The sequence below is a fragment of the Aquimarina sp. Aq78 genome (assembly GCF_900299525.1).
Lineage (GTDB): Bacteria > Bacteroidota > Bacteroidia > Flavobacteriales > Flavobacteriaceae > Aquimarina.
Genome location: NZ_OMKA01000003.1, coordinates 516,645 through 531,126, shown reverse-complemented (window position 1 = coordinate 531,126; position 14,482 = coordinate 516,645). Strand labels below are relative to the sequence as shown.

General features: G+C 33.1%; 18 protein-coding genes. 8 read left to right on the top strand and 10 right to left on the bottom strand.

Annotation, left to right across the window (positions count from 1 at the left end; translation table 11 throughout):
• Positions 1-91 precede the first annotated feature (91 nt).
• Complete coding sequence (locus tag DG435_RS07190; protein ID WP_106792669.1) at positions 92-484, top strand: acyl-CoA thioesterase; 393 nt, start codon at positions 92-94, stop codon at positions 482-484.
• On the opposite strand, the gene DG435_RS07185 is transcribed toward DG435_RS07190, so the two are convergent.
• The 3 genes from DG435_RS07185 to DG435_RS07175 are packed head-to-tail and all read right to left on the bottom strand — an operon-like array spanning position 470 to position 2,328.
• Positions 470-766, bottom strand: a complete 297-nt coding sequence (locus DG435_RS07185) for a DUF721 domain-containing protein (protein ID WP_106792670.1) — start codon at positions 764-766, stop codon at positions 470-472. The genes DG435_RS07190 and DG435_RS07185 overlap by 15 nt on opposite strands.
• Complete coding sequence (locus DG435_RS07180) at positions 766-1,179, bottom strand: hypothetical protein (RefSeq protein WP_106792671.1); 414 nt, start codon at positions 1,177-1,179, stop codon at positions 766-768. The genes DG435_RS07185 and DG435_RS07180 overlap by 1 nt, the downstream gene beginning before the upstream one ends.
• Before the next feature lie 48 nt (positions 1,180-1,227).
• Positions 1,228-2,328 carry a DNA replication/repair protein RecF gene (locus DG435_RS07175; protein WP_106792672.1) on the bottom strand — a complete coding sequence of 367 codons (1,101 nt, stop codon included), beginning with the start codon at positions 2,326-2,328 and terminating at the stop codon, positions 1,228-1,230.
• Positions 2,329-2,464: 136 nt separating this feature from the next.
• On the opposite strand from DG435_RS07175, the gene DG435_RS07170 reads away from it, so the two are divergent.
• From DG435_RS07170 to DG435_RS07140, 7 genes are all read left to right on the top strand, one after another.
• Positions 2,465-3,235 carry a tol-pal system YbgF family protein gene (locus DG435_RS07170; RefSeq protein ID WP_024768677.1) on the top strand — a complete coding sequence of 257 codons (771 nt, stop codon included), beginning with the start codon at positions 2,465-2,467 and terminating at the stop codon, positions 3,233-3,235.
• Positions 3,236-3,298: 63 nt separating this feature from the next.
• On the top strand, positions 3,299-3,802 hold the full coding sequence (gene ribH, locus DG435_RS07165; RefSeq protein WP_024768676.1) for a 6,7-dimethyl-8-ribityllumazine synthase: 504 nt from the start codon (positions 3,299-3,301) through the stop codon (positions 3,800-3,802).
• Between the two features lie 127 nt (positions 3,803-3,929).
• Entirely contained in the window at positions 3,930-4,226 is a 297-nt protein-coding gene (locus tag DG435_RS07160) for a hypothetical protein (RefSeq protein ID WP_035090467.1), read from the top strand.
• On the top strand, positions 4,227-6,101 hold the full coding sequence (gene mutL, locus DG435_RS07155; protein WP_106792673.1) for a DNA mismatch repair endonuclease MutL: 1,875 nt from the start codon (positions 4,227-4,229) through the stop codon (positions 6,099-6,101).
• A 7-nt stretch (positions 6,102-6,108) separates the two neighbouring features.
• The gene (locus tag DG435_RS07150) at positions 6,109-6,861 is read left to right on the top strand and encodes a rhomboid family intramembrane serine protease (RefSeq protein ID WP_106792674.1); all 753 of its coding nucleotides are present in this window, start codon (positions 6,109-6,111) and stop codon (positions 6,859-6,861) included.
• A gap of 3 nt (positions 6,862-6,864) precedes the next feature.
• On the top strand, positions 6,865-7,743 hold the full coding sequence (locus DG435_RS07145; protein ID WP_106792675.1) for a rhomboid family intramembrane serine protease: 879 nt from the start codon (positions 6,865-6,867) through the stop codon (positions 7,741-7,743).
• A gap of 2 nt (positions 7,744-7,745) precedes the next feature.
• Positions 7,746-8,762: an endonuclease/exonuclease/phosphatase family protein gene (locus tag DG435_RS07140; protein ID WP_106792676.1), complete on the top strand. Its 1,017-nt coding sequence runs from the start codon at positions 7,746-7,748 to the stop codon at positions 8,760-8,762.
• A 44-nt stretch (positions 8,763-8,806) separates the two neighbouring features.
• Here the strand turns inward: DG435_RS07140 and DG435_RS07135 are convergent, their stop codons facing one another.
• From DG435_RS07135 to DG435_RS07105, 7 genes are all read right to left on the bottom strand, one after another.
• Positions 8,807-9,583 carry a M949_RS01915 family surface polysaccharide biosynthesis protein gene (locus tag DG435_RS07135; RefSeq protein ID WP_106792677.1) on the bottom strand — a complete coding sequence of 259 codons (777 nt, stop codon included), beginning with the start codon at positions 9,581-9,583 and terminating at the stop codon, positions 8,807-8,809.
• 90 nt (positions 9,584-9,673) lie between these two features.
• Positions 9,674-9,982, bottom strand: a complete 309-nt coding sequence (locus DG435_RS07130; RefSeq protein ID WP_106792678.1) for a DUF6122 family protein — start codon at positions 9,980-9,982, stop codon at positions 9,674-9,676.
• Positions 9,979-10,605, bottom strand: coding sequence for a WbqC family protein (locus tag DG435_RS07125; RefSeq protein WP_106792679.1), 627 nt, complete (start codon positions 10,603-10,605; stop codon positions 9,979-9,981). Before DG435_RS07125 ends, DG435_RS07130 begins: the two co-directional genes overlap by 4 nt.
• Positions 10,606-10,622: 17 nt before the next feature.
• Positions 10,623-12,194: a signal peptidase I gene (lepB, locus tag DG435_RS07120; protein WP_106792680.1), complete on the bottom strand. Its 1,572-nt coding sequence runs from the start codon at positions 12,192-12,194 to the stop codon at positions 10,623-10,625.
• Between the two features lie 54 nt (positions 12,195-12,248).
• Entirely contained in the window at positions 12,249-12,947 is a 699-nt protein-coding gene (dapB, locus tag DG435_RS07115; protein ID WP_106792681.1) for a 4-hydroxy-tetrahydrodipicolinate reductase, read from the bottom strand.
• 46 nt (positions 12,948-12,993) lie between these two features.
• Entirely contained in the window at positions 12,994-13,578 is a 585-nt protein-coding gene (locus DG435_RS07110; RefSeq protein WP_369871758.1) for a DUF5683 domain-containing protein, read from the bottom strand.
• On the bottom strand, positions 13,568-14,482 hold the full coding sequence (locus tag DG435_RS07105; RefSeq protein ID WP_106792682.1) for a ParB/RepB/Spo0J family partition protein: 915 nt from the start codon (positions 14,480-14,482) through the stop codon (positions 13,568-13,570). The genes DG435_RS07110 and DG435_RS07105 overlap by 11 nt, the downstream gene beginning before the upstream one ends.

Genomic DNA, 14,482 nt, shown 5'->3' with positions numbered 1-14,482 from the left:
ATAGTAATACATCTTAACTGTAAAATCCTTTTCTTTTATCGAGCATAGAACACGATATTTTTGATAATTTTGTGGTAAACAAAATGAAATCATGAAGTATCACACCAGAAAAATTATAAAACCAGGCGATTTAAATTCTAATGAAACCTTATTTGGAGGTAGGTTGTTAGAATGGATAGATGAAGAAGCGGCGTTGTATGCAATTATACAATTACAAAACAGAAGAGTAGTGACAAAATTCATGTCTGAAATCAATTTTGTGAGCTCTGCAGTACAAGGTGATATTATTGAAATAGGAATGGGCGTTGTGAAATTCGGAAATACCTCTTTGATTCTTAAATGTGAAGTGAGAAATAAATTAACGCATAAGACAATTATTAAGGTAGAGAATATAACAGTAGTTAATCTTGATATCAATGGAAAACCAGTATCACATGGTAAAACTGAAATTTTACATGAAAAAAAGGAGTTACCTCAGAACTAATTTTTTGACTAATACTTTGCCTAGTTCTTCATTGAGGTTATCTATTATTTTTTGCCTGCCATAACTAAGTTCTTCTCTTAATACAGATGATGTAAGTTCAACATACACAGTTTCTCTTTCAAGTTTAATATTCCGCGTATATTTTGTTATTGCAGGTCCCATTATTTTTTCCCAAACATCACGTACAGCAACCTTGTCTAGTCCTTTTTGTAGATTATTGTCAGAAACAAAGCTTTTTAAAGCCTCTTCCATACTCTGATGTTCTTGATGACGTTTTGCCATTATAATTTTAGCTTTTGATATCGTTGATAAAAGTAAACATTTCCTGTTTCATTCTTGAAAACTATCTCGTTTTCTTTTGCAGAAATAATGGTTTCTTTCCATGCCGCTAACGAGTTTTTATAATATAATCTTACACTATCGTTTTCAATAGCTATAGTGAATATTTCCTGATTATTGGTAATTATAAAATTTCCATCCAGTTGAGGTCGTACTTTTTTGCGTATTCCTATTGAGTCTTTAACTTCAAAAAAGTCAATATCTTGATTGAACACATATTCTTTTTTGTTTCCATCAGGTAATACTACCTTTTTGATTTCCCAATATCCATCCAAGTATTGAATATACTCTTTTGGGTTGGTGGTTGTACAAGAAGTGACATATAGAAGTGCTATATAAAGTAAAACTCGTCGCATATTTTATTTGAGTGTTTTTTATTAATCAGAAGAAATTTTTAATGATCTCTATTTCTCTAATTCGTTATTTTTCAACTTAATAATTTTGTATGATTGCGATATCTTTTTTACCACACTTTCTGTTCGATCTGCATGAGTATCACTAATGAATAATTGTCCAAAATTTTGATCATCTACCAATTTTATGATATGCTCTACACGTTTTTCATCAAGTTTGTCAAAAATATCATCAAGTAAGAGTATAGGGTTTACTTTACTTTGTTTTTTAATAAAATCAAATTGAGCTAGTTTTAAAGCAATAAGAAACGATTTTTGTTGTCCCTGGCTTCCGAATTTTTTAATAGGATAGCCTTCAATCTCAAAAGCTAAATCATCTTTATGAACTCCCACACTGGTATATTGTAGCATTCTGTCTCTAGAAAGACTCTGCTCTAAAAGAGTTAGTAAATTAGTTTCGGATAGCTTACTTTGATAAGAAAGAGTAACACTTTCTTTTCCAGAGCTAATTGCTTGATACCTGTTTTCGAAAATAGGAATAAAAACCTCTAAAAATGCTGCTCTTTTTTCATAGATAATACTACCGTACTCATGCATTTGCTGGTTGTATACCTCTAATGTGGTAGGATCAAAAGTATTATTGGCAGTAAAGTACTTTAATAGAGAGTTACGCTGTGATACAATTTTAGAATATTTTAATAATGTTTTTAGATAAGATTGATCACTTTGGGAGATCACACCATCTATAAATTTGCGACGAGTATCACTACCTTCTGTAATTAGATCTCTGTCTGCAGGAGAAATAATTACCAAAGGTAAAAAACCAATATGCTCACTAAAAGTATCATATATTTTTGCGTTGCGTTTGATTACTTTTTTCTGCCCTCTTTTTGCACTTACAATAACTTTTTCATCACGACCTTCCTTTGTGTAAAGACCGTCAATGACAAAAAAATCGGCATTATGCTTAATGTTTTGACTGGTAATTGGATTGAAATAGCTTTTACCAAATGACAAATGATAAATAGCATCCAGAATATTTGTTTTTCCGACCCCATTATTTCCAACAAGACAGTTTATCTTATCGTCAAATTCAAAATTGATGGACTCGAAATTTTTATAATTAAGTAAAGAAAGAGAATTTAAAATCATAAAATAGTGATCATCAAGGAGTCCCGACTTTAATAGAATTCTTAGTTAACCGACGCAAATTATTGAAAAATAATAAATAGTTGTGCTTTTAATTGTGAATAAATATTTTATTTTTGCCGTTCATTAAAGAAAATTTATGGCAACTTACAAGAAACGTGGACACAAACCAAAAAACAAAGCTGAAGAAGTTGAGCAAATAGAAGACAATTCAACAACTGCTGAGGTATTTAATACCTTAGATGAAGGGGCTTCTAAAACTGAAGAATGGGTTGCAGCTAACCAAAAATATATACTAAGTGCTGTCGGAATGATAGCCGTTGTGATATTAGGATATCTTGGATTTCAGAAATTTATCCAGGAACCAAAAGAGGAAGAAGCAGCTAATGAGATGTTTACTGCACAACAGTATTTTGATAATGCTGTTAATGGTAACTCTAAACTTAGTGATTCGTTATATACTTTAGCTCTTAACGGAGGAGAAGGGAAGTATGGTTTTTTAGGAATTATAGAGAATTATGGTAGTACCGACGCTGCTAACCTATCAAACTATTATGCTGGATTTTCTTACCTAAATATGAATAAATACCAGGAAGCAATCAATTACCTTGATAGTTTTAAGAGTGATGACGATATATTAGGTCCTTTAGCTTTAGGTGGTATTGGGGATGCATTTTCTCAGCTTGATCAAACAGAAGAAGCATTAGGGTATTATGAAAAAGCGGCTAAAGCAAAAGTAAATGACTTTACTACTCCGAAGTTTTTATTAAAAGCAGCAATTACTGCAATATCTCTTGATAAACCAGAAGTTGCAATTCCGTATTTAGAAAGAATTAAAGAAGAGTTTCCTAAGAGTGTAGAAGCTAATCAAGCAGATGTACATCTAGGTAAAGCACAAGCAATGAAGTAATAGTTTTGTGGTTCTAATTTTTAGTTTTTTGCTGAAACCTAAAACCCAAGACGCGAAACCAATATGGCTACAGAAAATAAAAATTTATCACAATACGATAAAACTACTATCCCAAATGCGAAAAACTTTCGGTTTGGGATTGTTGTTTCAGAATGGAATGAAGAAATTACCCAAGGGCTATTTCAAGGTGCATTTGATGCATTTATAGATTGTGGAGCAGTAAAAGAAAACATAGTACGCTGGAATGTACCCGGAAGTTTCGAATTGATATACGGCTGTAAGAAAATGCAAGAATCTTTTGATATGCTTGATGCTGTTATTGCTGTAGGATCTGTTATACAAGGAGAAACCAAGCATTTTGACTTTGTTTGCGAAGGTGTTACACAAGGAATCAAGGACTTAAATATAGCTAGTGATATCCCTGTAATCTTTTGTGTGCTTACAGATAATACACTACAGCAATCTATTGATCGTTCTGGCGGAAAGCATGGTAATAAAGGAACTGAAGCGGCAATTGCAGCTATCAAAATGGCACAGTTGCGTAAAGACGCAACCTTTTATAAATGAGAATTCTCTAGCTAAAATCTAAGCGGTATAATCTTTGCTATTTATATTTTGATGTTATTGTAATGCTAAAAACTTTACATTACAATGCTTTTTAAGTATATTTGGATAATCAAAAAGATAGAAGCAGATTGTGAAGTTAAGTATCCCAAAAAGAAGGAAAAACCGAAGATTCAATTACACCCCTAGATACTATGAAGGTAAAAGTGGAGGTAATATCTATAATTTTGAGAATAAAATTACCAAATACAGGGATGCTACAAATGATATAGATTTTGGTTCACACTGGGCAGAAGCCCGTACATCGAGTCGTAATCGAGGTAATCGTGAAATTAATAGAAAGGTTATTTATATTGCAATAATCCTGATCTTCATCTTTTTGTATATAATTGATTTTGATTTATCCATATTTACTGCACGACGATAGATGTCTGATATCATTCAACTATTACCAGATCACGTAGCTAATCAAATTGCTGCCGGAGAGGTGGTTCAACGACCAGCTTCAGTAGTGAAAGAGCTATTAGAGAACGCAATTGATGCTAAGGCTACGCATATAAAATTAATCATAAAAGAAGCTGGTAAAACTCTTATTCAGGTTATTGATAATGGATCAGGAATGAGCGTTACCGATGCCAGACTGAGTTTTGAAAGGCATGCTACTTCAAAAATAAAAGCAGCAGAAGATATTTTTCAATTAGATACCAAAGGTTTCAGAGGAGAAGCTTTGGCCTCTATTGCTGCGATTGCCCATGTAGAGTTAAAAACTAAGCAAGAAGAAGATGAGGTAGGTACAGAGATTAATATAGAAGGTAGTGAAGTGATTTCTCAAGAAGTATGCGTAACACCAAAAGGAACCTCTATAAGTGTCAAAAATCTATTTTATAATATTCCTGCAAGGCGAAATTTTTTAAAATCAAATGCAGTAGAATTACGCCATATTATCGATGAATTTCATCGGGTGACTATGGCACATCATTCTATTAAATTTGATATGTACCATAATGGTAGTGAAGTTTTTAATCTACCTATTACAAATTGTCGCCAACGTATTGTAAATATTTTTGGAGGGAAAACCAATGAAAAACTTGTTCCCGTTGAAGAAGAAACAGACTTAGTTACTATAAGTGGGTTTATAGGAAAACCAGAATATGCTAAGCGTACACGTGGCGAGCAGTTTTTCTTTGTTAATAATAGGTTTATTAAGAGTCCTTATTTGAATCATGCCGTTAATGCTGCATTTGAAGGTTTGCTAAAAGATAAAGCACATCCAAGCTATTTTGTATATCTTACTGTGGACCCCAAATCAATAGATATTAATATTCACCCTACTAAGACCGAAATTAAATTTGAAGATGAACATGCGTTGTATGCCATGTTAAGAGCTTCGATAAAACATAGCCTTGGGCAATTTAATGTGGCACCTGTATTAGATTTTAATAGAGATGCTTCGATGGATACACCTTATGAGTATAAGAGTAAGACTGCTCAAACACCTACAATAGAGGTAGATCGTAATTTTAATCCGTTTAAAGATGAAAAAGTATCTGGTGGTGGCTCGTTTTCGGGCAAAAGCCATACATCGTTTAAAAAAGAATCTGCCGGAGACTGGGAGAATCTGTATGTAGGGTTAGAATCTGAAATGACAACCTTCAAGCCTACTGAAAATGATTTTTCTTCAGTAGAATTCGAAAGTGCAGAAGTTACAGGATCATTGTTTGAGACCGATGAAAAAAAAGTTGGACATCATACAACGTATCAACTTAGAAAAAAATATATTGTTACTACCATAAAAAGTGGGATGGTGATTGTTAATCAAAACCGAGCACATCAAAGAATATTATACGAAGAGTTATTGCGTAATATTACCATGGCAAGTGCTGTAAGTCAACAATTATTGTTTCCACTGGTACTTTCTTTTACCAAAAAAGAGATTGAACTTCTTACTACTGTAAAAGAACAGCTCGAAAATACAGGGTTTGTTTTTGGAGAGTTATCCCCCGGAGAGGTTGAAATCATGGGAATACCATCGGTTACTTCAGAAAAAGAAGTAGCTCAACTTTTAGAACAGTTGATTAATGATCTCGAAAGTGAGGTGCCAGATAGTGGTTTTTCTCAGACAGATTTGCTAGCCAGATCCATTTCAAAAAGTATTGCAGTGCGAGCAGGAGTAGAATTGGCTTCAGAACAACAACAGTATATGGTAAATAGCCTGTTTGCATGTACCGAGCCTACTATAACACCAAATAATAAGCCGACTTTCATTACGTTAACAGTAGATGAAATCGATAAGAAATTTTAATACATAAATGGGGAGAATTACAGATACAGTAAAGGGGTTATTAATTATTAATGCCATTTTTTTCGTAGGGTCGTTAACTTTAGGAAACAACGCATTTAATTTATTTGCACTCTGGTTTCCTAAAAATGATAATTTCCAGATATGGCAAATTGTTTCCCATATGTTTATGCATGCAGATGCAGGGCATATCTTTTTTAATATGTTTGCCTTATATATGTTTGGAAGCCATTTGGAAAGTTCTATCGGTCAGAAAAAGTTTCTTTTTATTTACTTTTTTTCAGGGCTTGGTGCAGTAGGTTTTCAAATTCTATTTTCATATTTTCAGTTTACCCCAGGATATCAGGCATATTTGGATGCAGGTTTTTCTCCTGCAGAAATTGGTAAATTCATACAAGATACTGTTGCCTCTGGTCAATATAAAGTATATCCTAATATACCTCAAGAAGTTACTGAGAGAATGATAGGGGCTTATGTAACGCCAATGGTAGGGGCTTCGGGTGCTATTTTTGGAATATTAGCAGCATTTGCGGTATTATACCCTAATTTACCATTATATATAATTTTTATTCCGATTCCTATTAAGGCAAAATATTTGATAGGTGGTTATTTTTTATTAGACCTTTATGGAGGAATAACGGGGCAAGCAATTTTAGGTCCTTCTAATGTCGCTCATTGGGCACATATTGGTGGTGCTGTAATTGGATTTATTACTATGTGGTATTGGAAAAAGAATTCGTTCAATGATAAACGGTGGTATTAATCGATGACAGCAAATAATCTATCATATCAGTTTAAAACAGCTAATGTAATCATTAAGCTTATTGTTATTAATGTAGCTTTATTTTTATTCGCTACACTAGGATCCTGGATTTTTAAAACAAACTCTGGTGCTTTGATGGAGTGGTTTGTTTTACCTGTTGATCCTGGATCGTTGATCGTACAACCCTGGAGTATTCTCACGTATAGTTTTTTGCATTTTGATTTTTGGCATATTTTCTGGAATATGCTAGTGCTATACTGGTTCGGACAATATGTTTTAAACTTATTTACCGAAAAAAGATTTCTCACAATTTACTTATTAGGTGCTATCTGCGGAGGATTATTATTTGTACTGGCTTATAATGTATTTCCGGTTTTAAATAACACATTAGCATATTTAATTGGAGCATCGGCTGCAGTTCGTGCCATTATGATTTTTATTGCTGCATATACACCAAATTCTGAAGTGCGAATCTTTATGTTTAACATCAAATTATGGCAGATAGGAGTGTTTGTAGTGCTTTCTGATCTTATTCAAATTCCTACATCTGGTAATGCTGGTGGATTGATTGCTCATTTGGGCGGTGCACTTTTTGGTTATATATATGCGATTCAGCTTAAAAAAGGAAATGACATCGGTTCCTGGTTCGAAAAACTTATGGATGGACTAAGTGCCATGTTTACCTCAAAAAAGAAAAGTCCGTTAAAGACAGTTCATAGATCAAAAACTCATAAAAGAGCTCCTAAAAAAACAGCAACTTCTTCAGTTAAAACTCCTAATCAGAAACAAATTGATGCTATTTTGGATAAAATTAGCAAAAGTGGCTATGATAGCTTAACCAAAGAAGAGAAAGATTTTTTGTTTAAAGCAGGGAAGGAGTAGTTATGAGGAAAGTAATTAGTAAGATCGTCTTTTTGATGAACGCGATGGCAGCTTCTGCCTTGTTACTGTCCTATTTACTACCTTATGTTTCTCCAAAAATGTTTCCGTTATTGTCTGTGTTAAGTTTGGCAGTACCAATCCTAATTGTGATTAATGTGTTGTTTCTGCTATTTTGGGCAGTACAACTCAATAAAAAGGGAATACTTTCTCTGGTTGTACTAATTCTTGGAATTTCTCATGTATCTTCATTGTATAAGCTAAGAGGAAAATCAGCCGATGAGGTCGAGGATGGTATTTCATTGATGAGTTATAACGTACATAGTTTTAATCGTTTTTTCTGGATAACCTCAAAAACTATCCCTAAGGATATTTCAAAACTGGTGAAAGATCAAAACCCAGACATCTTTTGTGCTCAGGAATATTATAATAATCCGGATATCGATTTTAGCCAATATTCAAATAAGTATGAGTATTTTAATCACAACAGTAGAGAATTGGCATTGGTTATCTTTTCGAAATATCCGTTTATAAATAAAGGCTCTTTAAGTTTTGAGAATACGGCTAACAATGTGATTTTTGCAGATGTAATATTTCCTAAGGATACTATTAGAGTGTATAATATTCATTTGCAATCCCATAGAATTAGTTCTAAAACAGATGATTTGGCTAAGGCAGATTCTCAAAAGTTATTAAAGCGTATCGGAGTATCTTTTAAAAAACAACAAACTCAGACAGAGCAGCTTATAGAGCATATGAAATCTTCGCCGTATAGAAACATTGTGATGGGTGATTTTAATAATACGGCATATTCATATGTGTACGATAAAATTAGATCAGAAAACCTTCAGGATACTTTTAAGAAAGCAGGAAAAGGATTTGGTAAAACCTTTAAGTTCGAATTGTTTCCGGCCAGAATTGATTTTATTTTAGTCCCCGAAGAATTTGAAGTACAAGGGTTTAAAAGCTTTGACCTTGAGCTTTCAGACCATTTTCCAATACTATCAAAAATAAAGTTTTAGTTTTTAAAGGCGCAATACCATTTTCTTAATGATTCATTATCGTATTACAATCCATCTATACTGATAGCATTTATTTCCATTTTTGCTTCCCAATCCTCAAAGAAAACTGCATGTTTGTTTTTCATCATTAGCTTCATCCTTTCTTTTACAGACTGTTGTATTTGTAGAGGTAATGTGTAGAATTTTTTACTGATTTTGGTTAACCTTCCATCATAATTGCTGTTCTGATGTCTAATAGTTACTCTCCTTTTGTTATGGTAGATAATAATCTTCACTCTACCATCTGTATATCCATCTTGTCCCATAGTACCATAAACCAATACAAGATCAGCCAGACCATCATTATCTAAATCAGATAAACTTGAGTATTTATTCCAAAATCCAATCGATGTTTCCCAATCTTTATCTATATCATCTTTAATAGAAGATTTTTTTTTGAACTGCTTGTTTCTATAAGATAAATTAGTTGCTTTTATCTGATCATACAAGGTGTCATTTTTTTCATCTATTCCTTTAAAACGTTCTGATAATAACAGGTAATATTCCCCCAACTCGTCTTTATACGAATATGCTTGATAAATAGGGGATACAATATCGAACCGCCTTTTTGTTCTTTTAGTAAAAGTTGATGCGATTTCTTTATTAGAAAGCCTACGGGCCATTTTTGGATCGAATGAAATAGAATCAAGCCTTTTAAGCTCTACTATTGGGGTAGAATCCTCTTTTGTTACTTGTTGCTCAGTATTGTCATTGGAATCTTTTGTTTGTTTTCCACAAGAAAATAAGCTAATAATTACGATAAAAAGTAGAAGTTTGTTCATAGAAAAAAATAGATTAAAAGCAGTTTGTTAGAACCAGTTCTATACTAAATGTAATCAATATTTTCTAAAATGGATTGTATAAGCTATTTTTTACATCATCCAGCAATCAAGCTGATCTGTAAGAATATGCCATAGTAGAGCTAATCCGATAATTCTCGTTTTAGGAAAAAATAACATAATCCCATATGCTGTAATAGCATAATAACTATGTAAAGGATGGAATCCAATACTACACCGATTAGGGTCAAAAATTTGATCGGCCAAAATATGATCGATATCAATTACCATAGCTGCTATAAACAGAAAATAGACCTTCTTCCATTGTTTGGGAAAGAAGAGTATTGCGATCAATAATGGAACTATGAAATGAAATCCATAGTGTAAGATCGGTCGAATCATAGAAAAATAGATTGATTCTCGAGATACGTTAATGCATTGGTACCCTCATTAAATATCAAATCTAAAATAGAGAGATTAGGTATAAAGCCGTATTTGTCTTCAAAAACTTGAATATAAGGTTGAAGGTCATATGACTTTGTTTTTTTTGCATTTACCAGATTTCGCAAATCAGTAACTTCTTTGGGATCCTTGTCATATGTAATAGTTTTAGAAAAAGAAGTATCTAATTGAAGACAGTCTAGTACGACTTGCATACATTCATAATTGAAATCCAGAAGAAATTCTTTGGGTTTTTCAAATAAGTAAACAAATTCATGTTCATAATATTCAAAAAACGGCGAAGTTCTGTAGGCGGTTTCAAGGGATTTCCAATGTAATGCTTGCCATTGAAAATCATTCTCGATACGAACATCCCTGTATAATTGTCTTTCTTGCTTTTGATTATGCTTAATGGGAATGGACAATAAAAGTTTGCCATTTGCTCCATAGACATAAGTACGGTTACGATAGGTTTGTTTTTGATAATTATCTTCATTTTCAAAAACAACAACATCAGATTTGGCTACAGCTACATACTGCAGTATAGATCCAAAATACATAGGATGGAGTAGGGATGTTTTCAATTTTATGGTACTGGGTATTAAGCTCCTTTTTTCCTTTTACGATATTGATTATAGATAATCCAGCCAGCTAAAACAATCAAGAAATATTTAAAATAGGACACAGGCTTTCCATTTCCTCCAACGGTAGTGAACATGCGTTCCCATCGTATTTTGTTAAAAAGTCCTTTAGCATTAGAATCCCAACTAAACCATACAAAAACAGGTTTCCCTACAATATGATTGGCAGGAACGTAACCCCATACACGACTATCTTCACTGTTATGACGATTATCACCCATCATCCAGTAATAATCTTGTTTAAAAGTATAGCGATCTATAGATTTGCCATTAAGGAGTACTTGCGTGCCGTTTACAGATAATTTATTGTCAATTCCCATTTCAGAACCTTCATAGACCTCTATGATTCTTCTGTAAAGGGAGAAACTTTTGAGATCCATTTTCACTGTTTTACCAGCTTCGGGAATATAAATTGCACCAAAATTATCCGAATTCCAATTTACTTTACCATTATTAGGAAAGATTTTAGGATCTTTTAAACCTTTTGGAGTCACATTTCTCTGTATACTAGCTATGTTTTGATGATTTTTAAATCGAGAAGCAGCCTCCTCGGTCATACCATGGGCACTAAATTGTGAATTGTTATACCCAAACTCATTTTGTTTTATTTTATAACGGTTGTATAGATTTTGAAGATTGAAACTACTACCTTTAGTTGTTCCAGAATATGAAAACTGTACTTGAGCACGTTCTGGTAATTTGGTTTGTTTTCCATTAATATAGACAAAACCATCTACTACTGCCAGAGAATCACCAGGAATACCTACACAACGTTTTACATAATTAGATTTTTTATCTATAGGTTTATAATGATATTTCCCATCGCTATATTGCTGAAAAGCATTTACAGTATCTATTGGCCAGCTAAACACTACAATATCATTACGCTTGATTTTTTGAAAACCAGGTAATCTAAAATATGGATATTGTGGCTTATTAGAATACGATTTGGTTCGTACCAGTGGGATTGTATCATGAACCATAGGAAAAGATACTGCTGTCATAGGAGTACGAGCACCATAATGAAACTTACTAACAAATAAGAAATCCCCAACCAGTAATGTTCTTTCTAAGGAACCGGTAGGAATGGTGTAGGGCTGCATAAAATAAGTGTGTACTATAGTTGCAGCAACGATTGCAAATAGAATTGAACTTACCCATTCTCCTGTTGCGGTTCTTGGTTTTAGATCTCGATCTTCAATATAAGTTACATCGAGCATGTAGTTAACATAAAAGATATAGAATCCAAGAGTAACGATAACCAGAATGGTATCGGTGGTAGAATTTTTCCCAAAACTTCGTATCGTTTCTACCCAAATAACAGGTAGCATAATGACATTTATTACAGGGATAAATAATAGTATCACCCACCACCATGGACGATTTATAATTTTCATTAAAATTACAGCATTATAGACAGGGATAAGAGCCTCCCATGCTTTTCTACCTGCTTTACTATATAATTTCCAGGTTCCCAGAAAATGAATAACCTGTAGTATCAGGAAAAAAATAAACCATTCTGTAAGTATCATCTTTTAATATATTTTTTAATATAAGTCCCTTTTATCTGTAAAGTGTTACACTTTTTATAAACCTAGTACATCTTTCATACTATAAACTCCGGTTTTGTCTTTTAGCCATTCGGCGGCTACAACAGCACCTAGTGCAAAACCATTACGATTATGTGCAGTGTGTTTGATTTCTATATCATCAACCAGAGAAGAGTATGTTATGGTATGAGTGCCGGGAACTTTATCAATTCTTTTTGCAACAATCGGGATGGTGTTTTCATCACCTTTATCCAATTGCCATGCCTTTTTATCTGTATTTTGAATAACTCCCTCTGCAAGTGTTATTGCAGTACCACTCGGAGCATCCAGTTTTTCGGTATGATGAATTTCTTCCATAGCTATAGCGTACCCTTCTAAAGGGTTCATCATCTTGGCAAGCTTTTTATTAAGCTCGAAGAATAAATTCACCCCCAAACTATAATTTGAAGCATAAATGAAACCTCCTTTTTTTTCATTACATAATTCAAGGATATCATCATAATGATCTAGCCATCCCGTTGTACCGGATATTACAGGAACATTGGCATTAAAACAATTGGTGATATTATTTACTGCTGCGTCAGGAATACTAAAATCAATAGCTACATCGGCTTCAGAAAGATCATATGTAGTATCACCTTTATCTACTTTAAGTACTATGGTATGACCTCTTTCTATTGCGATCTTTTCTATGGTTTTACCCATTTTGCCATATCCCAGTAGTGCAATTTTCATATTTTGGTTGATATTAATTCACTAAGCTCTTAAGGATTAGTATTTCTTAAAAGCTATAGTTGAGTGATACGCCGTAATTTGGTTTGGTATCAAACTCATTAAAATTTATTTTTGGTTTGAACGAGAGATCTTCGGTTACATTATATTGTAATAAATGAGCTGTCACATTTGCATCTACAATATTTAAAAGATAAACTCCTACTGTTATTAACAGTGATAATTCTTTATCCCGACGAAAACGTTCTTGCAATGATATTAATTGATCATTTGTTATATTAGGAAACTCATCATCTGTAAAACCTGCCAGTCTTCGTTTGTATATATCCCGAAAGCGATTATAATTATTGTTATTATCGATATAGAAATAAATACCTGCTCCTAATGCTGCATATACGATAGGGATTTTCCAATATTTCTTAGTGTATGCTTGTCCTAATCCTGGTAGAACTGCAGAATAAAATGCTGCTCTAGCCGGAGCTAAAGGCTCATAAGGACGTATTTTCCTTTCCCTTTTTTTCTTTTTTACAGGAACTTCCTCTGTAATAACTTTTAATTCTTCATTTTCTTGAGAAAGAATATTTTGAATAGAAAGTAGTACAAAAAAAATAATATAAAAGAATTTAATCTTCACTATCTATAAGTTTCTTTAAGCGTTTAAAATCTTCTTCTGAAGAAAATGGTATAATAAGTTTTCCACTTCCTTTACCAGAAACTTTTATATCAATTTTTGCGCCAAAATAGTCTGAAAACTCTTTTACCCCTTTGGCAATGTGTTTTGGTAGCTGATTATTAGAAGAAGAAACCTTTGTGTTTGGGGTATCTTCTGTTTTATCATTAAGGGATCTAACTATTTTTTCGGTATCCCGAACAGATAATGATTTTCCTATAATACTCTCATAAATATCCAGTTGTTGTTGCTGATCTTCAATATTTATCAAAGCACGACCATGTCCCATAGATATAAAACCATCTCGCATACCTGTTTGTACAATAGGATCTAGTTTTAGTAATCTTAAATAATTAGCAATAGTAGATCTTTTTTTTCCTACTCTATCACTCAATTGCTCTTGTGTCAGACTAATCTCATCGATGAGACGTTGGTATGATAGGGCAATTTCAATAGGATCTAAATCCTGTCGTTGAATATTCTCTACCAATGCCATTGTTAATGACTCCTGGTCATTGGCAATACGAATATATGCAGGTATTGTTTTTAATCCAGCTAATTTTGAAGCTCGAAAACGACGTTCTCCACTTACTAACTGATAATTGTCAAAATCTAATTTACGAACTGTGATTGGCTGTATAACGCCAACTTCTTTTATCGAGGTTGCAAGTTCTCGTAATGTCTCATCATTAAAACTAGTACGAGGCTGAAATGGATTTACATCTATACTATTTAGATCTAATTCTATAATATTACCAACTACTTTATCTGCATTTTTGTCCTCTACTGATTGTATATCATTATCAGGATCTTTTAATAGTGCCGATAATCCTCTTCCTAGTGCCTGCTTTTTAGTTGCCTTCGCCAT